Origin of the sequence: Tautonia marina, assembly GCF_009177065.1 — a bacterium.
GTDB lineage: Bacteria > Planctomycetota > Planctomycetia > Isosphaerales > Isosphaeraceae > Tautonia > Tautonia marina.
Window position 1 is genome coordinate 137,273 of sequence record NZ_WEZF01000012.1, and the last position, 23,705, is coordinate 160,977.

The window sequence follows — 23,705 nt, forward strand, 5'->3', positions numbered from 1 at the left end:
TCCAGCGAGCATGTCAAAGCAATCTGTGTGAATACGAATCAATCGATCAATCAAGACCGTCACCGTGTCCAGGACCACGACCCAAGGGTGTCGAGCCGTCAAGCAAGGCTCGGGTCGAGGTCCTGAGACGGTGCCGGGCTCAGTGATTGGTCTGGAATTCCTTGGTGTTCAAGAGGGCCCAGAGGAGGCCGCGCAATCCCTGGTCAAGGGATTCCGAGGTCTCGAAATAGTGGAGGGACGCCTCTTGTTCCGAGGCGTTGGGCAATCGTCCCAGGGCGCGGAGAAAGGCGTCCTCGATCAGGTCGTCAGGTTCTGGTGCGTTGTCGGAAGCTCGGGCCACCGACTGGACCCAGCCACCGCGACGATCAAGGGCAGCGTGGATGTCCTGATCGTTCTGGAGATAGATGGATTGGAGAAGATTCGGCTCGATGGACTTGCTGCAATCGCAGTTCGTCTCGCGGGTCGATCGGCCGAAGACTCCTTCAGCGTAATTGGCGTTTCGACGGAGGTTTCCAACGCTCTGAGACGGGCCGAACGATCGGAAGTCGGCCGTCATGGCGAACGATTCGAGCTGATTGGAGGAGGCCGTGACCTGACGAACCGCGTCGAGCAAGGCCTCGGCAGGGAGACGGTGGACCACGGCCCGGCTGAAGTTGCGCTCGTCGAGCAGGTTCGTTTCGTTCGGCTGCCAGCTTCGTTGATAGGCAAGGCTGCCGGTGATTTCCCGATGGAGCCACTTCATGTCGTAGCCGCTGGCGATGAACCCCTGGGTCAGTTGATCAAGCAGGGCCGGGTTGCTGGGAGGGTTGGCCAGATTCATGTCATCGGGCGGGTTGATGATTCCGGCGCCGAAGGCATTGGCCCAGACGCGATTGACGAAGGCCTGGGCAAAATAGGGGTTGTCCTCGCTGCGGAGCCAGTCCATCAACGGTTCGCGGGGGTCGGAGACGTTGGCGAGGGGAACTTCCTCTCCTCCGAGCACCCGGGGAGTGAAGACTCGGCCCCCTTGAGATCGTGAGGAGGAGCCGCGGGCCGCCGCTCGCATGCGGTTGGGGTTGATGTAGACTTCTTCCATCGGCGCGATTTCGCCGTCGCGTAGGCGTCTGCCGAAGGCCCGCCGACGCTGGCCGACCGGTTGGTCGGCAACACCGAGCTCTCGCTCAAGATCGCGGACCTGAGGCCGTACGAACGGATTGATTCCGTAGGAAATGGGCTGGAAGAACGCGGTGAACTGGTTGAAATCGTCCTGGGTCCACTGATCAAACGGATGCTTGTGGCACTGGGCGCATTCGAGACGGACCCCGAGAAACGCATAACTGAAGGCCAGCGCCTTTTCCTCGGGCTGACGGAGATTGCGACGGGCCCAGAAGTAGGGCATCGTCTCACGCTCGGCAAAGGGTTCGGGATCGTCGCTGCGGAAGTACCCGGCCATTTCCTGCATGTAACCCAGGTACGACTGATCCGGAGCCCGGCTCGTACCGAGCACGATGCCGGCGATCAACTCATCGTAGGGCGTGTTGTCGGAGACGCGTTGATAAATCCAATCGTACCATTGCCGGGCGATCTCGTTGGGCAGCGCAGTGCCGTTGAGATTCCTGGGCGAGGCTCCGGTAATGTCGCACAGGAAGTTGGTCCACCAGGCGGCATACGTCGGACGTTCCAGGAGTTCATCGACCTTGTGCGATCGCTTCTCCGGGTCGGAGTCGGCCACGAAGGCGCGGACCTCATCGGGAGTGGGAAGTGATCCGGTGAGATCGAGGCTGACGCGGCGGAGGAATTCCTCATCCGAGCAGATCTCTGAAGGAATGATGCCCAGCTTTTCGAGCTTGGCTCCGATCAGGCGGTCAATCTCAGTGGGAGCGGCGACCTTTGGGTAGGCTTCCCCGATCCGATCGGACACAGGGCGGATGACCTGAGTGCTCACGACCCCGTTATCGTAGAAGGCGACAATATCGGTGTCTCCGAGGCCGACACTCGTGACACGGCCCGAGGAATCGACCGTCGCAATCGACTCATCATTGGTCTGGAAGCGAGTCAGGCAGGTCACGTCCTCGATCGAGCCGTCGGACCAGTGGGCCAAGGCCTGCAGCGGCGTGGCCTGACCGTCGCGTTGAAAGACGATCTCGTTAGGAATGACTTCGAGCCGTTCGAAGGTCGCTTCCTGCGCGGCGGGAAGGGCACCGCCCTCGATCCAACGCTTGAGCACATGGTACTGCCAAGTGTCATATTCGAGAATCTGGCCCCCTTTATGGGGCTGGGTCAAGGTGGGCTTTTCGAGGATGAGGCTCAGTTCAGGAGCCTCGATGTCCACGCGGCCTTCACCGTCGCTCAGCAAGGCGTCGTGATCGGCGGCGAAATCGTAGCCGAACAGGGACAGGCGGAAGCCCCCCTGCCCCTGAAACGAGCCGTGACAGGAACGTCCGTTGCAGCCCATCTGACTGAGAAGCGGCAACACATGCCGTTGAAAGTCGGGAATGTCCTCGACCGACTCCTCGGCAAACCGGAGGGAGAGGGGAGGCAGCGTGTCTGACGCCCGACCATCGGGCACGGTTCCGAGCGTCGCGACCAGAACCGCGAAGCACAGGACGAGGGATCGGCTCCTCACATCGATTCTCCTTGGGTACGAGCCGGGGAGGATGCCGAAGCGGGCGGTTCCTCCGTCTCGGCCTGACGACGAACGCATTGCGCCTTGTTCCGAACGGCCCGGAGCCGAGACTCAATCAGAGCGTCGGCCCTTTGCTCCTGTCTGCGGATTGATTGATCAAGCTGATCGAGCCGCTTGCGAAGCTGGGCCCGATCGTATTTCTGCAAGGCAAGCTGAGCGGTCAGTTGGTCGGCCAGGGCCTCTCGCAGCTCAGCGTCTCGCCTGGAATCAGGCTTGCTGATCAGGTAAGCCGTGAGCAGATGGACCCGTGAGCCGGCTTTCCAGGTATCTAACACCAGAACCGCGCGATCGGGGTCGCGCCGGCGGATCCGATCGAGATTTTCTCGGGCTCGAACGAGTTCCCGAATGGCCTCGGCGTACTCGTCAGGGTCTCTCTCGCGGAGCGATCCGAGCAACTCGGCCAGCTCCTCGTGGTGCTGGCGGACGAAATCGAGGGCTAGACGCTCTCGATCTGCCTTCCGGGTCGCATTCGGGGAAGTAAGGGATTCGGAGCGCTCTGGAGTCGCGTCCTGCGCCGAGATGGCGGCGGTGAGGATCGTCAGAGTAGGGACCAGGAGCAGAATGAAAACGCGCCGCATCGGCTCAGTTCTCCGATCGTCCAGGTTCCGACGCCCCGGAGGAGTCGGCACGATCCACCGCAACGAGCAGCCAGTGGGGAGGGTTCGGGGCAAGTTCGCCGTCAGGATCGTGCATCGGGCCCTCGTCCTCACCAGCGGCCAGATCGACCCGCCAGTCGTCGAGGGTGATCTCGGGGACGGGAAGATCTGGCTCGCGCGGAAGGCTGGACCAGGCAAGCTCCAGGGGGATCGTCTGCCCCGCTCCCTCTTGCTGATCGGCCGGGGTCCGACTCCAGGGATTCGCAACGGTCGCGACCAAGATCGATGCCGCCGCGAATACCGTGGTCAGGGCGAAGACCGATCGGCGAGGGAAGGGTCGGACAGGACAATCCACCGCACCGGCCGATTCCAGTTGGAGACAGACTCCGAGCAGGTCGACCGCCTGGGCCACGGCGGCACACGCCTCCGAATCGTGAAGGAGGCGGGCCTCGAACGCGTGTCGGGTCGAATCGTCAAGCTCGTCGGAGACGTAACGAAAGGCGAACCAGAATAGGTCGTCCGGAGCATCGCGAGAGGTCATGGCTCGTCCTCGTCGTGGAGCCGTTGGGAGAGACGTTTCAACGCCCTTCGCATGCGGGTCAGCACGGTTCCGAGGGGCAGGTGGTGATCCTGGGCAATCTGAGCGAAGGTTTTGTCCTCGAACATCCGGGCTCGGATGATGGCGCGATCCAGGGGGGGCAGTTCGGTCAGGGCGACCCGAACCGCCTCGATCCGTTCGCCACGGACCAGGGGGTCTTCAGGTCCGATCGGATTCGCGATTAGGGCGTGCTTCAGCCAGGCGAACCCCTGTTCGTGTCGCCGACGGCGTTCGCCAGCGCGACGCAACGCGAGCGCTTCCCGAGCGGCCACACGGAACAACCAGCCTCGGAAGGTTTCCACCGACGCGGTATGTCCCCGCTCGATTGCTTTGAGAAAGGTTGCCTGGAACGCATCGTGGGCCTGATGAGGATCGCGGAGCATTCCGAGGAGCAGGCGGTAGACCTCCGGGCCGTGCGCGTCGAACAGTTGGGCGACATGCTCGGCATCCAGGCGATGGGATTCGGGAGTGGGATCACCGGGCATCGCCGAAGATCCCGGTTCACTCGGTTCCTCCATTCCAAGCCCCTCGTCTGACATCACACGTAAGGATGCTCGGGGTGCTCTCATTATTTCAGCGAACTCGGAGAACGCTCTTTTTTTTGGGATTTCGACCGGACCGGGATGGCACACGTGGTCTCTCGTCTCGCAGGGAACACTCATGAACGGGGTTGAGGTCGAACGACCGAGGCACGTTCGAACCGGGAACCGGACCACGGAGAGAGTCTCCATTGCTTGAGGCGATCCGATCCCGTATGGTCATAAGCGACGCCGCGGAGGGCGTTTTGCTGTCGATTCATCCCCTCGCGTCGCCCCTCCTGAGGTCGGGAGTGTTCGAGATGAGTGTGCAAGCCGCCACGCGTCCCTCTGAGGTCGCGACCGATCCCGCTCCCCTGATTCCCCTCCCGGATTTGCCGGCAAGCTGGAGATCCCTCGGTCGAGCATTCGTGACCTCGGCAAAGAGGCGACGAGGCGCCCAGGCGTTCGTTGATAGTACGGGAGCCTCGCTGACCTATCGGCAGGCATTGCTTAAGGCTCTGGCCCTGGGCCGGGTTCTTGATCGGGTCATTGGACCGGCGACAAATGTTGGTGTGCTGCTGCCGCCGACCTGCGCGGGGGCCGTGACGAATCTGGCCCTAACGCTCCGGGGTCGGGTTCCCGTGAACCTGAATTACACGGCCAGCCAGGAGTCGGTCGATTCGGCAATCGATCAGGCCGAGATCACTCACGTCGTTTCGTCGAGGCGGATGCTCGACCGCATTCCCTTGACGCCAAAGGGTGAGATCATCGTCTTGGAGGACGTGGCGAAACTCGTCCGCCCGAGCGACAAGGCGTGGGCCGCCGCGGTGGCGATGCTCGTGCCGACCTCGGCACTGGGAGCGTTCCTCCCTGGACTTCGGGACGAAAACCTCGATGCTCCTGCAACCATCATCTTCACTTCGGGGTCGACCGGCCAGCCGAAGGGAGTGGTCCTGACCCACCGCAATATTCTTTCGAACGCCGAACAGATTCGGACTCAGATTGAACTCGTCCCGGAAGACGTGGTGTTGGGGATCTTGCCGTTCTTCCACTCGTTCGGTTACACGGTTCCGCTCTGGACCGTCTCATGTCTTGGCCTGAAAGCGGTGTATCACCCGAACCCGCTCGATGCGCAGGTCGTGGCCAAGTTGACCCGAGAACACAAGGCAACGGTGATCCTGGCGACTCCGACCTTCGTCCGAAGCTACCTGAAACGCTGCAAGCGAGAGGACTTCAGTACGGTTCGCTTGCTGGTTCTCGGGGCCGAGAAGCTCAAACCCGAGCTGGCCCAGCAAATCAAGGAACTCTGGGGAATTGAACCGCTCGAGGGTTACGGTTGCACCGAAACCGGGCCGGTCGTCTCGGTCAATACTCCGCTGCAGCACCGGTCCTTGAACGGGCAGCCGGTTGCCGGGAATCGACCGGGAACGGTCGGTCAGCCGATCCCGGGAACGCTCATCAAGACCGTGGACGCGGAATCGGGCGAAGACCTGCCTCGCGGCAGTGAGGGGATCATCTGCGTCAAAGGGCCCCAGGTGATGCCGGGGTACCTGAACCGGCCAGAAGCGACCGCCGAGGTCCTGAAAGACGGTTGGTACTGGACAGGCGACCTGGGGCGGGTGGATGATGACGGATTCATCATCATTACCGATCGGCTCAATCGATTCTCGAAGGTCGCCGGCGAGATGGTACCGCACGGCGCAGTCGAATCGGCCATTCAGGAACTGGTCGGGGGGGTTGAGGCCGTGACGGCCGTGACCTCCGTGCCAGACCCGAAGCGAGGCGAACGCCTGATCGTGCTTCATACGCCCGAGATGCCCCTCGAACCGAAGGAGCTCGTTCGAAAGCTGCAGGAAGGTCCGCTGCCCAAACTCTGGATTCCGTCGGCCGAGGACTTCGTGCCCATCGATGCGATTCCGGTGCTTGGCTCGGGCAAGCTGGACCTCCGACGGCTTCGGGAGTTGGCCCGGGAGCATCAGAGCCGCTGAGGCAATTCACGAAGCTTCGGGGCTTGAACGCTCGCAACGAAACGTGCTGCTGCTTAGGAATTGTCGGTGACAGGCAGAGCCTGCTCCATCGAAGAGCTGTCGATCGGTCCGGCATCGGAGTCCTGACCCTCATGAATGTGGAACTGCGAGTCTCCACCGGGCCGCACGAGGGGCAGACGTTTCATTTCGATCGTCACGCAGCGTTTTCGGTGGGCCGAGCGACCGACGCGCAGTGCTCCATGCCTGAGGACCCGTTTCTTTCTCGCCACCATTTCCTCGTTGAAGTCAACCCACCGCTCTGCCTGGTGCGCGACCTGGGCAGCACTAATGGCATCCGGGTCAACGGGGTTCGGGTGGAATGTACGCGATTGCAGGATGGCGACACCATCGCCGCCGGCAACAGTGCCTTTCAGGTCGTCATTGAATCGTCGGGAGTGCTGCCGATCGTGTGCCGGGGGTGCGCCACTCCGGCACCGGCTGATTTGACGATCTCGGCCATGCCGGGAGAAGTCGTCGAGTGGTATTGCCGGGCATGCGCGGATCGTCGAAGGCGCTATCCTCAGCCTCCAAAAGGCTACTGGATCGAACGCTACATCGGCGGTGGAGGCATGGGAGAAGTCTTCCTCGCCCGTCGAGAAGCGGACAATCTTCCCGTCGCCTTGAAGGTGATGATCCCCGTCGTGGCCGCGGGAGATCGCATCCGCGCGTATTTCCTTCGGGAAATGAACGTCATGCGGAACTTGCGGCACCGCAACATAGTCGCCTTTTTTGAAGCCATCGAGGATGAAGGCCAGTTTCAATTACTCATGGAGTTCATCGACGGCAAGGGAGCCCGCGACTGGGTCGACGCGCTACCTGGTCCACCGCCAATTCAGGCCATTGCCTCGATCGGCAAGCAACTGCTTCTGGCTCTCGATCACGCCCATCAGCGCGGGTTCGTCCACCGAGACATTAAACCCTCAAACGTGCTGGTGATGGGTGGGGTCCGTCGCCCTCTGGTGAAGCTCTCCGATTTCGGTCTGGCCAAGAACTTTCGCGATGAGGCCGGCTTCAACGGCATGACCATTGAGGGAGACTTCGGCGGCTCGATGGGCTTCCTTTCCCCCGATCACATCCGGGGGTTCCGAGACGTAAAGGGGGCCGCCGACATCTACAGCGCTGGGGCAACCCTGTATTACCTGCTCAGCGGTCGTTACCCCTTCCTGGATTTCGATCCGAAGAACGCCGACGCCATCAACAAGACGCTCGAACACCCGGCGGTGCCCCTCCGAGTCCACCGGAGAGACGTCCCGGATGCCCTGGATCGGATCATCCGACGAGCCCTTGAGAAAAACCCGTCGGATCGCTGGCCAACGGCCAAGGACATGGCCGATGCGCTCAGCCCCTTTGCAACCGATCCTCTGATGAAATCCTCGAACGCCCCCGGCCCGTCCTCGGAGTGCAGTTGATCCGACTGGCTGCGGCGGTCGAGGTTTCGTTCTGTGATCGTTGAATCGCGGATCGAAAAAGAATTCGGAAAAAAGTGCCTAAGGGTGCCAGCGGAAAGTGATCTTATTAGCAGGGAGACGAAGACATCGTCCCCCACGTTTTCCTGACGGACGATTTCCGGAAGTCAGTGACCCGTTTGCCGACGACTCCAGCCAGCCCCCTCCTTTTTTTCATTCAGGGTGGTTTCAGGAGCATTCGCCGCACCGGTCGCTTCGCGGAGATCCAGGACGAGCACGTTCTCACTTGTTGACAACACCCGTTCCGTTGGGGATTGACCGGATCGGCGGCCCGAGCCCAGGACACGACCCGAGGGAGGAGCACTCTTACCACTCTCGCACGAGCGTTGCACCTGCAAGCCGGAGAGTCCGATCGTGGAAGTCGAATTGCTGAAGATGCTGCCAGGCGGTGGTAGCGTCGCGGCCTTGATTGTGACCGTCATCCTCTTTCTCAAACAACAGGAGCGTACCCAGATTAGCCTGAGCCAGATTACCGATGTGTTCAATGCGCGAGCCGTGGCATCGCAGTCGTCATTTCAGGAGCAAATCAACCGCTTGATGAGCCAAAATGTTGAAAATCAGAAACTGTTTCAAGAGCAAATCCAGTTGCTGATTGACGGTCATCTCGAGGTTTCCCGAGAGACCATTGCGGCCCTCAAGGCGATGGAGCATGCGGTTCATGAACTCCAGGCACGCGCCCAGCTGTGTCAGAATCCCCCGAAATAACAAGGAGAGGATCACCCGGCCTGAACCCGATGGATCGGGCGAGGGCCGGGCTCGTGATTGGTCGCGGGGGCGTTCCGAGCGGGGAGCTTGATTCCTCAAGCCGGGCGAATCCGACGAACCACAGCGATGATCCGGCGAGCCGCCTCGTCGATCTCGTCCTCAGTCGTCGTCGCGCCGAGGCTGAATCGCACCGACGACCGCAAGCGATTGTCCGGAATCTTCATCGCCAGCAAGGTCGGGGAAGGTTGGGTCGACCCACTGGCGCAGGCCGATCCGAGTGACGCGGCCACCCCGGCAAGGTCAAGCTGCATGAGCAAGGCATCACCATCCAGATCGGGAAAGCCTACGTGAAGTGTCTGAGGGAGTCGGGCATCGGAGGCTTCCGGCCCCGTTCGGACCACCTGGTCCGGTCCGAGCCCAGCGAGAAGCAACGATTCCAGACGATCCCTCAATCGGGTCCAGCGATCCCTTCGTTCTTCGGCGTCACGATGCCAGCGCTGCAGTGCCTCGGCCATGCCCACCGCGAGTGCCACGGCCGGAGTCCCGGCCCGCCTGCCCGACTGCTGGCCACCCCCGAAGACTCTGGGGGCGAGTGAGACGTCGGATCGAACCAGCAGCACTCCAACCCCAACCGGCCCGTGAAACTTGTGAGCACTGGCGGCCAGAGTCGCTACGCCGAGGGCCCGGAAATCGACCGGCACCCGCCCGACCGCCTGCACCGCGTCGGTATGAACCGGGACTCCTTGTTCCCTGGCACGATCGGCCAGACGGCCAACGTCTTGAAGCACCCCCGTCTCGTTCTGTGCGAGGATGAGGGTCGCCAGCGTGCTCGCCGGGCGAAGTCGATCGGCCATGGCCTCGACATCGACCCGACCATCGGTCCCGACCTCTGCCCGATCGACACCAACACCCCGGGATTCGAGATGCTGCACGGGCTCGGAAACTGCCGGATGTTCGATTGGGCTCGTCACCAAATGCTGCGAGCAACCTCGTTGCTCGTCTCCGACAAGCCCGAAGATGGCCAGGTTGTTCGATTCAGTCCCCCCCGACGTGAAGATCACCTCCGAGGGACCGGCATTCAGGATGGCGGCGATTGTTTCGCGAGCGTGCTCGTAGGCCCGCCTCGGGAACCGACCCAGGGAGTGTCTGCTCTCCGGGTTCCCCGCTGCCAGCCAGAACGGCCGCATGGCCTCAAGGACCTCTGGGTCAAGCGGGGCGGAGGCGTTGTGGTCGAGATAGATCGGCTCCATGAATCTCGATCCCGGCCCGGTCAATTCATTCGAACGACGTGGTCGAAGGCGAAGGCGTCGGTGTTCTGACCTGAGAGTGACGTGGAGCGGTCTTGACCGATTAACCCAGGGCACGAAGTGTCAGAAATAACCCCAGCAGGAACAGGGGAATCCCCAAGAGCATCAGCGGCCCGGCAAGGAGGGCTGCCCCCCCGACCATCAGCAGGAAACCGAGCAGCAACGACGCCGCTCTCCCCATCCAGTCAATCGTCTGGAGGAGGGCTCGGATCGGCCACATCAGGGCACGGACCATCGCGCCTCTCATGGTTTTCAGGGTAGCAGATCCCGGATAATGGTGGGAGTCTTCCCTGAGGGAAGGCTGCGGGTTGGACACCTCGACCCTCTCACAAGACGCCGGCCTTGACCTGAGGCGACCACGACGAATCACCCCGGATGATTGGTCGATTCTGGTGGATCTAGATGGTCTCATGGTCTGGATCTCCCGGTTCGGGTTCCTCGACCGCCCCTCCGGCGACGCGCCGGACAACCTTGCGAGGTTTGTCGGATTCTGCTACTGATGCGGCTCCCAGAAAGGGATTCGACGGGGTTAGCCAACGCTTGAGTCGCCGGCCGCCGCGAGTGTTCCGTGATGAACGACCACGGCGGGGTCGGGCAAGGAGGCCGACGTGCGACAGGGCCTGTTCGCGTTCTTTTTGATCTTCGCCGCCTTCGCTGGGGGTGCCCTGGTGAACGGCCCCGGCCTGGAGTGGGGACGTCAACACCTCGCCTCTCTCTCGAAGCATCTGCCAAAGCAGTTGTCCGGCAATCAGGAGGCCCTTGCAAGCGAGTCGCCTGTCGCAGAACTGGACACGAGCAACCTCCTAGACAGCCCCAGAACCAACACGGATCAATCCGATTCGGTTCGATCGCCGCTCCCGGTCGCGGACTCCTCACCGTTTGCATCCTCGTCGTTGAGGGTCGAGGCAACCCCTTCGCACGACGCTCTCTCTCCTGAGGAGCTGGAAGAAGAGTCCGCGCCGACGGTCAAAGCTCCCCTTGGTCCCACGATCGCCACCCAGTCCTCTCCCCTGGATGCCGCCTCTCCCGACCCCACGACGACCACCCCGCGAGAGCTCCCGGAGGCCCCCCCTTCTCTGCTCGAACTCGCCCGTCGGAAACTTGCGGATCGAGGGATGACGGGGTCAGAGGATCAGGACAGATCGCCTGAGGAAGCCACCGCATCTCAGAAAGCATCGGCGGGTCTTGCTGCCACCGATGAACCTTTCGAGCCGACTCAGGCAGCAGCGTCGAACGATTCGGAAGCCCCTCCCGCAACCAATCCGTTTGAAGCGGTTGCATCTTCCCCAGGTGAGGAACCTCCTCAGCCGGCCGCCATCGACCCAAGCGTTCGGCTCGCAAGTCGTTCAAGCGAACCAGAAGGGCAGTCCGATTGGGCCGAGGTCCGTGCTCAGATGGAGGACCTCGGGGTTGGCCGCTTCTGGGTTGAGGGAGAATTCGGCGGCCCGGTCATTTTTCGATGCGTGGTGCCGATGATCGGGGATCGGGCCGTCTCCCAGCACTTCGAGGCCGAGGGGGATGACCTGATCTCCGCCGCTCGCGTCACCTTGCGGCGAATTGCACTCTGGCGAGCCACGGAAGCAACCCCATAAGTCGTCGCGACATTCCTCACGCCATCCAAGCCGAGCGACCGAGGATTTCCGATCATCCACCTGGCCCACCTTTGTGGTGGATGCCTCTGGGGATTTTCCGAACCATTCACCACCGGAATCCCCATTGCCAGTTGGGTTTGCGCCGCATTCAGAATGATCGTTGCGGTAGTTTAGACCCAAGGGATCAAAAAAAGTTCGCAAGGAGCGGGCGACTGCGGCAACGATTCCCCTTGGAATGGCTGCACTCCCTTCTTCCTCACTCACGATTGGTTCGGCGTCCGGGCCGGAGCCCTTTGACTGGTCGGCTGTGCTGGCCGAACACGGTCGGTGGCTCCGTACGGTCATTCGCGCCCGGCTGGGAGAGCCGCAAGGCGTTGAGGAGGTGTTGCAAGAGGTCTCACTAGCGGCTGTTGCCCAGCGATCGGCCGTCGCGGACCCCGCTCGAATCGGCGCCTGGCTTTACGGGTTGGCGGTTCGGCAGGCGTTGCTCTATCGGCGATCCCAGGGCCGCCGTCGCAAGCTCACCGCCCGCTATACCGAGATCGCCCAGGAAGGCTCAACCACCGAACAACGCGATCCGCTCGATTGGTTGATGGCCACCGAACGCGATGCCCTGGTCCGTCGCGCGGTCGATGAACTGGCGCCGAAGGACCGCGAACTCCTGCTGTTGAAGTACACGGAAGACTGGTCGTGCCGAGAGCTTGCTCATCGGCTCGGGCTCTCCGAGTCGGCCGTGGAAGCCCGCTTGCATCGGGCCCGAGCCCGTCTGCGTGGGAAGCTCGACCGATCTCTGCGGCCAACCGAGTGAATCGGATCGCTGCGAAGCCTGGGTCGTGAGTTCTGTCTTCTGCTCCAACCAAAATCCTGGACCGACTCACCCTCACGGTGAAGATGCCACTGCCAATGGACGCTCAAGCGACCCCACAACCGATCCGGACCGAGGACCTCGACAGGCTGGCCGATGGCTCGTTGACGGCCAACGAACGGAGGGCCTTGCTCTCCCGGATCAACACCGAACCGGACGGCTGGCGACGGTGCGCGCTGGCCTTCCTCGAAGCACAGGCCTGGCGCGAGTCGTTCGGCCCAATGACGGTTCAGCCCGCGCAATCGAACCCTCCCATTCTGGCTCGGCCGAAGGCTTCGGCCCGATCCCTCCTGTTCCCGATGACCCTGGCGGCGGGCCTGATCGGCACTGCGTTTCTGCTCGGACGTCTGACCGTCGGAACGGGGGCGATTCCAGCGGAACGCGTTGCCACCGTTTCCGGAGTGGAACGCCTGCGTGATCCGACCGAGGAGCGTGGTCTCAAGACAGACGAGATCGAAGCCACGGCGGATCGCTCTCCCTGGGAAGCCGAGATTCAGGCCATCGGCTACGTCAGCTTCCCCACCGACTCCAACCCAGAGGCGCCGGTTTTTGAGCTGCCGGTCCTGACGGGTCCTGGACTCGACGACCATTGGCTCCGCGATCAGCCGTCGTTCGTTCCCGAGGAATTCCGAAAGAGCTGGGAACAGCTCGGCTACGAAGTCCAATCGCAGCGCAGGCTCGTCTCGGTCCAGATCGACGAGGAAGGCCGCTATCTGACCATCCCCGTCGACGAGGTTCTGTTCCGCTCGAAAGCTCAGATGACCTACTGATGCCGACCCGATGACCGATCCGTGGCCAGCAACGGACCGGTCATGAAACCCGATTCTCGGAGGAATCCAGAAATGATGACCTTCAGACCCTTCCAAGTGATCCTTGCCTTTGGCCTCTGCCTCGCGTTTCTGGGGACGTCCCAGGCACAGGAGGCTGAGGGCCCCCGAGGGAATCGGGAGGAAGGTCAACAGCCCTTGCAGCTCCGCAGATTCCAGGGGCGTCGTCTCGACGCCGAGCAGATGGAGCGGATGAATGAGGCGATGCGGCAACTGCAGTCCATGCAGCGCCGCTATCCCGGCCAGTTCCGCGACATGCCGCTCGATCGACTGGCCGAACTGTACCAGGAGGCCGGCCCCGAGCGATTCATCCAGGGATTCCGGTTCGACTCACCGGCGATGGCGAAACTCGGCCTGATGCTTCGACCCGTCCCGGAGGTCCTCCGATCGCATCTCGACCTCCCCGAGTCCGGAGGCATGGTTGTCGATGTTGTTGCGGAGAACAGCCCCTCCGCAGGAGTGATTGAGCCAAATGACATCCTGCTGAAGATCGGCGAGACCGACATTCAGGAGGTTGCCGACATCGAGAAGGCCCTCGAAGCAATCGAAGGCGACTCGATCTCCGTCACCTTGATGAGACGAGGGGAGAAGCAATCCGTCACAATCGAGATCGAGCAGGACAAGGGCCAGGAACTCGAAGAGCCCAAGGCCGAGGAAGCCTTCCGCCTTGGCATTGTGATCAACGAACCTGATGATGCAATCCGCGCTCAGCTCGGTCTGGAGGAAGGTCAGGGGGTGATCGTCATGGAAGTCACCGCCGAGAGCGCCGCCGAGAAGGCTGGGCTCAAGGCTAATGACGTGCTGATCTCACTCGATGGCGAGCCAATCGACGGGATCACCGAACTCGCCGAGTTGGTCCAGCGATCCGGAGGAAAGCCCATCAGCCTGGAGCTCCTCCGAGACGGCGAGGAAGTGACCATCGAGGCCACCCCGGAGAAGGTTGTGGTTCCTCCGACACCGCCAGGAGGGCCTCGCGGTCCCCGAGCCCCTTCCGGGATGCGTTTCTTCGGTCCCGGTATCATGATCGACCCCGAGACCGGGGCGATTCGGCCTGGTCCTGTCCCTGGCCGCCCTCGATTGCCGAATCAGCCCCGAGAGTTGATGGAAGCCCCGATCTCCCCCGAGCTCGAGCGTCAGCTCGAAGAATTGTCGGAGCAACTCGAGCAGCTCCGCAAGGAGGTCGAGCGTCTTCAAGAAGATCGCCCCGAACGGCCCGGACGTCGTGGACGTGATGGTGTCTGAACGGGCCGGGGGAGAGGTCTGAGCCTTCGGCCTGGCCCCTCCATCGATTGGGGCGAGCCGTCATGCGGCTCGCCCCTGATGGATGAGGACTCAGGCGCGGGTCACCTCCGAAACATCAAGGACATAGAGTTGCCTTGTCTCGTCGATGTGTGCCGAGTCGATGCAGACTTTCGTCCCGTCTCGGTTCCAGCGCGGGTGCAGATCGCACCGGAAGGGTCCGGTGAGTTTTGGAGAAAGGTAGAAGGAACCCACCTCGACGCGAAGGTTGTCCTCGGGTCGGTAAACCATGAGGGTCTGCATTCGATCGGAGTCCGGATAGGTGTCGTTCAGGACCCATCGGCGATCGGGGGAGTAGGAGCAGTGGCCGTCTCGGGGCAAGACATCCTGGCCCATCGGCTCGATGGCTCCCGTCTCAATGTCGAACAGATAGAAGGCGTTCACTCCGTCGGGCGAGACGCTCCAGGCAAGGATTGTCCGGTCGTCTCGCCAATCGAAGTGGGAGACCATCCCGGTATCTTGAATCAGGCGAATGTCGGTCCCGTCGGGCCGGGCGACATACATCCGTGTTCCCCAGCGCGTTCCAGACTTTCCCCAGCGGTGGAGAAAGATGAAGAAGCTGCCGGAAGGGTTAAATTGCAGATGATTGAACCAGTGGTGTGAGTCGCTCGTGAAGCGATCGTCGGGCTTGTGCGAGGCCGCCCAGGCGATCGGAATGATCAACTGATTCGCTCCCGTGCCCAGATCCATCGCGTAGATACCCGCCGATTCCGGGGCGGGGTCGTCCGGATGTGCCTCGGGTAGGGCATTGTACCCGTAGCCGGGGCGAAGGCGGTTCAGGCGATCGAAGTCAAGGGTCACGGCGGTTGTTGCGGAGGCATCCACTGCGTAGATCGGCCGAGGCAGCGTTCGAGTTTCCCCCGAGTGAACATCTCGAATCACCGAAACATACCGATCGCCGTCAACCTGATTGTAGATGATTTCACGATCAGCCGCTGAGCCGAGCCACTGGAGCATCGTCCCCTGTTGCCAGGACCAGGCGGCCGTGCGGTCGATCGGAAGGAATCGGTCACCGTCTTCGAGATCGATCATGCCGACGGTCAGCTTATCCCCCGGGTCGGGCTGACGGTCGCAGTAGTCAATTTGCATCCCGAGCAGAAAGCGTCCGGTCAGGTCCCAGGGGCACTTATCGTAGTAGCCGAAGAAATGGGCCTTTGGGCCGGTGGTCACGGCGCGGACAGGAGCCTCGACATGAACAATCTCACCTCGGGAAATACCTGGACGGCTTAGGTGAGTTCCCGCCAGGGCAGTTCCTACGGAGACTTGACGGAGGAAGGTACGACGGGTCGGCATCGGGTACAATCTCCTCAACGCGGGCAGTTTCTCTCGACCGAAGCATAATCGTTGCGTTGGCTGATGTCGATGAACCGGCCGAGTCCGATGGACCACCGGGAATCCAATCGATTCCACGAGGCGAGCTTCAACTCCAATCCGAATCCAGGCTGAGACTCATCGTCAACGTGGTGCCCCCTGACACGAACTGGAATCCAAGGGCCTGATTTCGTCTTCTGATTGCGTCAGGAACGGACGTGAAGAGCAGAACCACTCGAATGGGCGCTCTCTCGTTCAGTGATCGAAACACGTGGAGCATTCGTTGATGTCAGGGTATCCAATGGTCTTCCACCTCGCCGGTCGTCTGGCGGTCGTGGTGGGGCTCGGGGCAGTTGGACGCCGAAAGACACTCGGGCTACTGGAAGCGGGAGCAAGGGTCAAGGGGATCGATCCGGCAGGATGGGGGGCCGAACCTCCTTCAGACCTTTCAGTCGTGAGGGAAGCGTACCAGGACGCCCACCTTCGAGACGCGGTCCTGGTCTTCGCCGCGGCGAGTCCCGAGGTGAATTCCGAGGTCGTTCGTGACGCCCATCGTCGGGGCCTGCTCGTGAACTCGGCGAGTGAACCGGCATCGGGTGACTTTTCGGTCCCCGCCTCCTGGCGATCGGGGCCGATCATGCTGAGTGTCTCGACCTCCGGAGCCGGTCCAGCCCTGGCATCGGCCCTGCGCGATCGAGCCGCGCGGGCCATCGGCCCAGCTGCTTCCGATCATGTAAAGCTTCTGGTCGAACTCAGGCCGCTGGTTCTCCAGCAGATCCGCGAGGAAGCAACCCGCCGAGCCCTTCTACGCGCCTGGTCCGATGATCGATGGCTTGAGCTTTGGGAACAGCAGGGTCGTGACGTCGTTCGAGCGGAGTTACTCAGGATGCTCGATCAGTTCAAGATTGAACACAATCAAATCTGATCCTGTCGGAAAGGGAGCCCCCCTTGACAGGCAATTCAACCGGGCTTGCTGGATCACGATCGCTGTCAGATAATGCCCCTTTGCCCAGAAGATCGAACGCGGATCATGCAATCGACGCCCGCGAGCCCGATCAATTCTTGGGAAGAAGGAACGCTCGGTTCATCAGACTCCGTAGCAGGTCCTATATTCTCTCAAGAAGACTCGTCCGGACCATGCGGTTTCGGATCCTGAAACGATCCACCGAGGACCGGGTCACCCCTGCTCCACACCAACTGAGGACGGATCGCCGTGAAGATCGCCGTCATCGGCACCGGATATGTCGGCCTGGTTCAAGGTACCTGCCTGGCCGACAGTGGCAACGATGTGGTCTGCGTAGACAAAATTGAAGAAAAGATCACCGGGTTGCAAAAGGGCCAGATTCCGATCTACGAGCCGGGCCTGAGTGAACTGGTTCATCGAAACTACAAAGACGGTCGGCTGAAATTCACGACCAATCTGGCCGAAGGGATCGCAGACGCGGAACTCATCTTCATCGCCGTGGGAACTCCTCAGGGGGATGATGGAGGAGCAAACCTCGGCGGTGTCTGGGCCGTGGGAGAAGAGATTGCCCGTCATCTTTCCGACCACAATGAGCCGAAAACGATCGTCATCAAAAGCACGGTCCCGGTCGGGACCAATGCCGAGCTGACCCGTCGGATGTCGCTTTTAACCGACGTTCCGTTTCATGTCGCGAGCAATCCCGAGTTCTTGAAAGAAGGGGCGGCGATCGAGGACTTCACCAAGCCCGACCGGGTCGTCATTGGTGTTCGAAAACCTGAGGTTGCCGAGAAACTCCACGAACTCTATGCGCCGTTCTTGAGAACCGATCGGCCCTTTCTGGTCATGTCTCCCGAGTCGGCGGAGATGACCAAGTATGTGGCCAATTGCATGCTTGCCGTGAAAATCAGCTTCATCAACGAAATGGCGAACCTCTGCGAAGCCTATGAGGCCGACATCAACGACGTGCGCCGGGGCATCGGCCACGACCAGCGGATCGGCTTCCACTTCTTGCATCCAGGGGTCGGCTACGGCGGCAGTTGCTTCCCGAAAGACGTGCGGGCGATGGTCCACATGGCCCGCTCGAAGGAGATGCCCAGCCTCATGATGGAGGCCGTCGATCTGGTCAACGAAGCACAGAAAACGGTCCTCCCGCGCAAGGTGACAGACTATTTCGGCGGCACGGAGGGCCTGAAAGGGAAAACGATTGCCGTCTGGGGATTGGCCTTCAAGCCGAAAACCGATGACATTCGAGAAGCCCCAGCCCTGGTCCTGATCGACGCCATGCTCGCGGCCGGGGCCTCGGTTCGTGCGCACGACCCGGAGGCCATGCCCAACGTCAAGGAAATTTATGGTGATCGTGTGACCTTCTGCGATCGCCCGTACGATTGCCTCAATCAGGCCGATGCCCTGGCCATCGTGACCGAATGGAATGAGTTCCGAAACCCTGACTTCGAAATCATGCGGCGGTTGCTGCGAACCCCCGTTGTCTTCGATGGTCGCAACCTGTACGAGCCCGACCGTATGATCGAGCAGGGATTCACCTATTTTGGGATTGGTCGATCCTGACCCAAGACAACGTGGTTTGCGAATCGCCAAGCATCTCGTTCCGGACTGTCTGAACAACATAACCGCTGGATCGAGGGATTGATCCAGCGGTGACGTTTCTGGCCGGTTCCTCTCAGAAACCGGCCAGGAAAGAACATCCAGCAGTGTTCCTGATGGTCCATTGACCCTCAGATCACGATGGATTTACACCAAAGTACTCATGAACTCGATCCAGGAAGGTCGGGTCGAGCATTCGCTCCTCATTCCCGTCGAGGGTCGGGGCAGTCTCACTCTGCAGGCGTTCCTTGGTCGTCTGAACGGTCACGACAAGTTCATACCGATCATCATCGGCTTCGGCATCGAGCTGAAGCATCGAGAACGGCACGGGAACCTGATTTTTTCCGAGCCCCGCGACTCCACCGTAGCCAAGGATAACGTAAGTGGCTCGAAAATCTGGGCCGAGGATCACATCATCCACATTCGCAATCGAATCCTCTTCGTCTTGACCACGGACCTCAGCACCGACCAGAGCATCAGCGCGGAAGAGGAAGGAATCGTCTCCGGTCCCCGCCTCATCTCCGATGACCTCGGCTTTGAAGAACTGGCGGTTGACTCGAACCCAATTCGGATCACGAAGGGGGGCAAGCGAGCCCTCCTCCAGAACCGGAGCCTGGTCGAGTTGATCACCCGTCATGTTTAACTGATAGTGCCAGTTCTGATCCTCGTTGTGAATGAAGGTTCCGACCTGAAACGGCACGGCAATCTTGTCACCACCCACACCGGCAAGACCGCCTCGGCTGAGCAGGACGTAATGGGGCTGCCCCTGCCCATCCATGATCAGGTCACTGATGGCAGCGATGCGGCCTTCATCGCCGGGCCCGCGAGCCTCTCCACCCAGCAGCTCACTGACACGGCGGAGCCCAGCAAAGGCATCGGTGGTCGTCGATTGCTCATCATCCTCAAGAATCGCGGGATCTGCAGGAACCTGTTGTCCTGGCTGAGGTGCGGGGCGTACTTCGACGACTTGGCCGAAGGAGACGGTGGTCAGAAAACTTCCAGCGACCCATGTTGCCGCGAACAATCGCACGTTGACGCTCATTCTTGTTCCTCTCGTCATGTCGCTTTGTGTTGGCACCTTGACCTCTTGTGTCGTAGACACGCCTCGTCGCACCGATTGATTCACGTTCACCGAAGCGATGTTCGTGATTCGAGGTGCGACGGGACCAACCAAAACACCAGCATCTTCTGTTCCACTTTGTGCTCACCGATGATTGCCTCATTCTGTAATCGTCTCCCCAGCCTTTCGGCATACGACTTGCGGATGCGTTGATCACTTCAGGTCCGTATTGCGATCACCCTGACGCACGGACATCGAATGATCCTGCATGGAGACATCAGAAATGGCGAATCGATTTCGTTTCCGGCGTTCAGATCGTCCCTGGATCTGCCAACTCGCCACTCCTCTCGTTGCAATGCTCGCCTTCACACTCTCTTCGGAGGCGCACAGTCAGATCGCCCCCGGCGGAATCTACGGCGGCTACGGCTGGGGCGGCTGGGGCGGCGAGACGGTGGTCGGGAGTGGCTTCCGGGGGATGGGGGCCTTTGCTCGAGGACTGGGAGCGGGTGATCTTCGGTCTGCTCAGGCGGACGCGGTTCGCACCCAGTCCTTCATCGAACTCAATGAGTATCTGTATCAATCGGCACGGCTTCACCGCCTCCGCGCCGCGGCCGCCCGTCAGGAGAGCGAGGAACGGGTTGAGGAAGCCCGAGAGGAATTGAGGGATCGTCGGACAAACGACCCCAACACGCGTGACATCGAATCCGGCGACGCGATCAACACGATCCTTTACGAGATCGACAACCCGGCGATCCCCGATTCGGTCGTTCGGGATGCGGCCGAAGGCATGACGATCCCTGGGAAGTCGATCCAAAAAATCCCCTTTATGTTCACGCACCGAGGAACAGCCATCTCGCTGCGACGGCTGACTTCAGATGGCTCTGGTTGGCCAGCTGCGCTCCGCGCTGAAGCCCTGGCCCCCCTCCGTGACCGCTACGAGGACAGGGTCGAACGGATCATCGAGATCCCGGAGGGAGAATCCGTGCCAAGCGAATTGCTTTCTGAGGCTCGGGCAGTCCTCGGTGAGATGTATCGAACCATCGAGCAGGCCAACCTCGAAGGCCCGAAGGCGGCGGAGGCTCTCAGACACCTCAAAGCCCAGGCTGCGATGATTGCGATGCTTGAAGAACCCGAGGTCAAGCAGGTGATCGACGAGGCAGCAGATGTTGATCAGGTTACGCTGCCGACCCTCCTGAATTTCATGCGGTTCTACAACCTCCAGTTCGGCGCGGCGGAGACGCCAGAAGAAAAGGCTCTGTACCGCCAGGACCTCTATCCGAAGTTTGCAGAGCTTCACCAGTCGTTGCGGGAGCAATTCAACGGCCAGTTGCCTGGATCAACTCCGTCGGAAACCGAACAATTCTCTGGCGATCCCACGGGCGCCTTTGACGACCTGGATTGGGAAGCGCTCGGGATTCCCTCGGGTGCTCAGCCTGCCCCTTCGAATCGGGATGAGACGGAAGGGAGCCTCGACCCCTCCCGTTGAGGGTCCAAACCGAAGGTGTTTCTCGGAACACTCATCACAGATGACACCATCAAGCGTTACGACGCTGTGGCCCGACAAGGCATCGCCTTGCCGGGCCGCGATGCGTTCTCCGTTCCTTTCGTCGTATTCAGAGCTTGCTCCTTCTTGACCTCCGATCAACGAGACGGATAGAACGGTCAGCGGTTCAGAACTCTTTGGGGAGACGCTGCTGATGACACGCCTCATGCTCCTGGCTTCGTACTCGATCCTCACGATCACCCTAGGACTTGCTTCCGCAAGAGGAGCGGAAGATCCTGCGATGACTTACCAACTCCGTTCGTATACCACGGCACCGGAGAAACTCGATGTCCTGGTCGAGCGTTTTCAACGCGTCAATCTTCCCTTGTTTCAGAAACATGGCATTACGCTGATTGGCGCATGGACGCCGCATGAATCGGACGAGGGAGACGATCGCCTCGTCTACCTCGTCGGGTTTCCAAGCATGAGGGCCGCTGAGCTTTGCTGGAAAAATTTTGCCACTGATCCCGAATGGATCAATGCCTTCGAGCGCGAGAAACGCATCCACAACGAAGTTGTCACGGACGTCGAAACCGTTTACCTCAGTCCGACCGACTACAGCCCTGCTCTCCCCGCGATCGGTGGTCGTGCCGTCTCGTCAATCAACCCCGAGGATCGGGCGAAGACGGACGTTTCCGATGACGACCGCCGGCTCTTCGAACTGAGACGCTACGTTGCGAGTCCTGGCAAACTCGATGCGCTGAATCAAAGGTTTCGTGAACACACCATGGGACTCTTTGCCAAGCATGGGATGACCAACATTCTCTACACGATGCCGATCGAGGCTGATCAGGGAGCCACCACTACCCTGGTCTATTTTCTCGCGCACCCAAGCTATCCCAGAGCCCTGAATGCGTGGGAGTCCTTCCGGGGTGATCCGGCCTGGAATCAGGTCCGAGAGGAGAGCCAACCCGACGGGGTGCCGCTGGCCGCCTCGGTCGAGCGTTGGATGCTTGTACCCACGGAGTTCAGCCCCTTGAAGTAATCGCTCAGGCAATGAGCAAACCCCCGTCGTCCAGGGAAGGACGCCGCGGGGGTTTGCAAGGGCGCGTTTCCTCGCATCCTGGTCGGGGAGTTCTGATCGAGCACGAACTGCCACACCCCAGGAGCGTTGTGAGCGATCAGGCTGGCTCAATTCCAGGCCGACCGGCCTCGATGACGAAGGACCCCTTTGTGACCGCCGGGGCACCAGGCTTGGTCACATCCTCCACGACCTGATAATCGCTCTTCCAGGATTCCGGGGTCACGGTGCATCGAACATAGCCGCGCTGGGCGTTGAAGAACTGCACTCCAGGGTTCATGGCAAGCCGCTTTTCCAGATCTGGAATCGTCGCTCGCCCGTTGCCGCCGCTCGAGATCGAGGTGCACACGAACTCACTCGCCACAATGGAGGCGTCCGGCTCACGGTCATCAACCCGGAGATCGTTGGCCCAGTTCGAGTGGATATCGCCGGTGAGAACGACCGGATTGGGAACCTTGCGATCCTGCAGGAATCGCATCAGGGCCATCCGCTCGGAAGCCGCGCCGGGCCACTGGTCCATGGAGTAAACGATTTGGCCATCGTCGGTCGGGAAACCGACCATGCCCATCATGACCTGCTGCGCCAGGACGTTCCAGGTTGAACTCGAATCGAGCAGCGAGGCCTGAAGCCAGCCGTACTGACGATCGCCCAGCAAGGAGTTGCGACGGTCGAGTGCCTCCTCGTTCAAGGGACTTCGCCGGTCGTCGTTCGGTTGGTCGGTTCGATACTGGCGCGTGTCGAGTACCTGGAAATTGGCGAGCCGCCCAAATGTGATGGTGCGATACAACTGCATGTCCGGCCCGTGTGGTAACGAACGACGACGCAGGGGCATCATCTCGTAATACGCCTGGTAGGCATTTGCCCGCCTCAGCAGGAAATCGACGGGATCCACATCGGGTTGTTCCGAGATGTCGGCAGCACAGTTATTGTCAAATTCATGGTCATCCCAGGTGACGACCCAGGGGCACGCCTGATGCATGGCTTGCAACATTGGGTCTGTCTTGTACTGCGCGTGACGGATTCGATAGTCCGCCAGCGTCTCCAGCTCCGGGCCCTCGTGCTTCCGGATCTGACCATCTCGTCCCGCGCCTTCGTAGATATAATCACCAAGGTGAAAAACGAGGTCGAGCTCGTCGTTCGCCATGTGCTCATACGCCGTGTAGAGCCCCGACTCATAATGCTGGCATGATGCAAAGGCAAACCGTAAGCGATCGGGCACGTCCATGAGCGCCGGCATTGTACGGGCCCGGCCGATCGAGCTTTCGGCATCACCCGCCCGGAAGCGGTACCAGTACCAACGGTCGGGCTTAAGCCCGTTCACTTCGACATGGACCGAATGGGCGAGTTGTGGCGTGGCCACGGTGGTGCCTTGCTGGACCACCTGCTGCATGGCCTCGTCGGTCGCGACCTCCCACTGAACTTCAATGAGGTCGGAAGGCATCCCACCGTCCGGTGTCAATGGATCGGGAGCCAAGCGCGTCCAGAGGACCACTCCGGTCGGTTCGGGATCGCCCGAAGCCACGCCCAAGCTGAACGGGTCACGATCAAACGCAGGCCGTCGAAAAACTCGTCCCTCGGCTCGAGTTCCCAACAAGGGCACGGCGGCGAGGGCCGATGCGTAAGACAGGAAAAGCCGACGCGACACGCCGCCTTCGGATCGTGCAGCGTCCCGGAGGTGTCTCAAATCGAGCATGGCGGATTCCCGAGTTCTGAGATTGGATTGAGTCTTGGAACCGTTC

Annotated in this window: 20 protein-coding genes; 11 read left to right on the top strand and 9 right to left on the bottom strand. The window is 61.0% G+C overall.

What is annotated here, in order from left to right; all coding sequences use genetic code 11:
- Positions 1–139: 139 nt before the first annotated feature.
- The 4 genes from GA615_RS15760 to GA615_RS15775 are packed head-to-tail and all read right to left on the bottom strand — an operon-like array spanning position 140 to position 4,344.
- Positions 140–2,605: a DUF1549 domain-containing protein gene (locus GA615_RS15760; protein ID WP_161602368.1), complete on the bottom strand. Its 2,466-nt coding sequence runs from the start codon at positions 2,603–2,605 to the stop codon at positions 140–142.
- Positions 2,602–3,243, bottom strand: a complete 642-nt coding sequence (locus GA615_RS15765) for a hypothetical protein (RefSeq protein ID WP_152052272.1) — start codon at positions 3,241–3,243, stop codon at positions 2,602–2,604. Before GA615_RS15765 ends, GA615_RS15760 begins: the two co-directional genes overlap by 4 nt.
- A 4-nt stretch (positions 3,244–3,247) precedes the next feature.
- Positions 3,248–3,802, bottom strand: a complete 555-nt coding sequence (locus GA615_RS15770) for a hypothetical protein (protein ID WP_152052273.1) — start codon at positions 3,800–3,802, stop codon at positions 3,248–3,250.
- Complete coding sequence (locus GA615_RS15775; protein ID WP_161602369.1) at positions 3,799–4,344, bottom strand: RNA polymerase sigma factor; 546 nt, start codon at positions 4,342–4,344, stop codon at positions 3,799–3,801. Before GA615_RS15775 ends, GA615_RS15770 begins: the two co-directional genes overlap by 4 nt.
- 353 nt (positions 4,345–4,697) lie before the next feature.
- Here GA615_RS15775 and GA615_RS15780 point away from each other — a divergent pair, with 353 nt between their 5' ends.
- The 3 genes from GA615_RS15780 (at position 4,698) to GA615_RS15790 (ending at position 8,575) form a co-directional block, all read left to right on the top strand.
- Positions 4,698–6,365, top strand: a complete 1,668-nt coding sequence (locus GA615_RS15780) for an AMP-binding protein (RefSeq protein ID WP_152052275.1) — start codon at positions 4,698–4,700, stop codon at positions 6,363–6,365.
- A 131-nt stretch (positions 6,366–6,496) separates the two neighbouring features.
- Positions 6,497–7,813 (top strand): protein kinase domain-containing protein, encoded by a 1,317-nt coding sequence (locus GA615_RS15785; protein WP_152052276.1) that lies wholly within the window; start codon positions 6,497–6,499, stop codon positions 7,811–7,813.
- Positions 7,814–8,224: 411 nt separating this feature from the next.
- Positions 8,225–8,575 (top strand): hypothetical protein, encoded by a 351-nt coding sequence (locus GA615_RS15790; RefSeq protein WP_152052277.1) that lies wholly within the window; start codon positions 8,225–8,227, stop codon positions 8,573–8,575.
- 95 nt (positions 8,576–8,670) lie between these two features.
- Here the strand turns inward: GA615_RS15790 and GA615_RS15795 are convergent, their stop codons facing one another.
- Together GA615_RS15795 and GA615_RS15800 are read right to left on the bottom strand one after the other, a co-directional pair.
- Positions 8,671–9,825 carry a cysteine desulfurase family protein gene (locus GA615_RS15795; protein ID WP_152052278.1) on the bottom strand — a complete coding sequence of 385 codons (1,155 nt, stop codon included), beginning with the start codon at positions 9,823–9,825 and terminating at the stop codon, positions 8,671–8,673.
- 100 nt (positions 9,826–9,925) lie between these two features.
- A complete protein-coding gene (locus tag GA615_RS15800) occupies positions 9,926–10,117 on the bottom strand; it encodes a hypothetical protein (protein ID WP_152052279.1) in 192 nt (63 codons plus the stop codon).
- A gap of 1,159 nt (positions 10,118–11,276) precedes the next feature.
- Here GA615_RS15800 and GA615_RS15805 point away from each other — a divergent pair.
- The 4 genes from GA615_RS15805 to GA615_RS15820 all read left to right on the top strand — a co-directional run bounded on the left by GA615_RS15805 (position 11,277) and on the right by GA615_RS15820 (position 14,408).
- The gene (locus tag GA615_RS15805) at positions 11,277–11,474 is read left to right on the top strand and encodes a hypothetical protein (RefSeq protein WP_152052280.1); all 198 of its coding nucleotides are present in this window, start codon (positions 11,277–11,279) and stop codon (positions 11,472–11,474) included.
- Between the two features lie 235 nt (positions 11,475–11,709).
- Positions 11,710–12,282 (top strand): RNA polymerase sigma factor, encoded by a 573-nt coding sequence (locus GA615_RS15810; protein ID WP_152052281.1) that lies wholly within the window; start codon positions 11,710–11,712, stop codon positions 12,280–12,282.
- A 95-nt stretch (positions 12,283–12,377) separates the two neighbouring features.
- Positions 12,378–13,109: a hypothetical protein gene (locus tag GA615_RS15815; RefSeq protein ID WP_152052282.1), complete on the top strand. Its 732-nt coding sequence runs from the start codon at positions 12,378–12,380 to the stop codon at positions 13,107–13,109.
- 72 nt (positions 13,110–13,181) lie between these two features.
- Positions 13,182–14,408 carry a PDZ domain-containing protein gene (locus GA615_RS15820; RefSeq protein WP_161602370.1) on the top strand — a complete coding sequence of 409 codons (1,227 nt, stop codon included), beginning with the start codon at positions 13,182–13,184 and terminating at the stop codon, positions 14,406–14,408.
- Between the two features lie 90 nt (positions 14,409–14,498).
- Here the strand turns inward: GA615_RS15820 and GA615_RS15825 are convergent, their stop codons facing one another.
- Positions 14,499–15,758 (bottom strand): hypothetical protein, encoded by a 1,260-nt coding sequence (locus GA615_RS15825; protein ID WP_152052284.1) that lies wholly within the window; start codon positions 15,756–15,758, stop codon positions 14,499–14,501.
- A gap of 304 nt (positions 15,759–16,062) precedes the next feature.
- Here GA615_RS15825 and GA615_RS15830 point away from each other — a divergent pair, with 304 nt between their 5' ends.
- The gene (locus tag GA615_RS15830; protein WP_152052285.1) at positions 16,063–16,701 is read left to right on the top strand and encodes a precorrin-2 dehydrogenase/sirohydrochlorin ferrochelatase family protein; all 639 of its coding nucleotides are present in this window, start codon (positions 16,063–16,065) and stop codon (positions 16,699–16,701) included.
- Positions 16,702–16,989: 288 nt separating this feature from the next.
- Complete coding sequence (locus tag GA615_RS15835) at positions 16,990–18,306, top strand: UDP-glucose dehydrogenase family protein (protein ID WP_152052286.1); 1,317 nt, start codon at positions 16,990–16,992, stop codon at positions 18,304–18,306.
- 172 nt (positions 18,307–18,478) lie between these two features.
- Here the strand turns inward: GA615_RS15835 and GA615_RS15840 are convergent, their stop codons facing one another.
- Entirely contained in the window at positions 18,479–19,384 is a 906-nt protein-coding gene (locus tag GA615_RS15840) for a PRC-barrel domain-containing protein (RefSeq protein ID WP_161602371.1), read from the bottom strand.
- Between the two features lie 301 nt (positions 19,385–19,685).
- Here GA615_RS15840 and GA615_RS15845 point away from each other — a divergent pair, with 301 nt between their 5' ends.
- Entirely contained in the window at positions 19,686–20,888 is a 1,203-nt protein-coding gene (locus GA615_RS15845) for a hypothetical protein (RefSeq protein ID WP_152052288.1), read from the top strand.
- Positions 20,889–21,186: 298 nt separating this feature from the next.
- The gene (locus GA615_RS15850; RefSeq protein ID WP_161602372.1) at positions 21,187–21,930 is read left to right on the top strand and encodes an NIPSNAP family protein; all 744 of its coding nucleotides are present in this window, start codon (positions 21,187–21,189) and stop codon (positions 21,928–21,930) included.
- Positions 21,931–22,066: 136 nt separating this feature from the next.
- Here the strand turns inward: GA615_RS15850 and GA615_RS15855 are convergent, their stop codons facing one another.
- On the bottom strand, positions 22,067–23,659 hold the full coding sequence (locus GA615_RS15855; protein WP_152052290.1) for an alkaline phosphatase D family protein: 1,593 nt from the start codon (positions 23,657–23,659) through the stop codon (positions 22,067–22,069).
- Between the last annotated feature and the right edge of the window lie 46 nt (positions 23,660–23,705).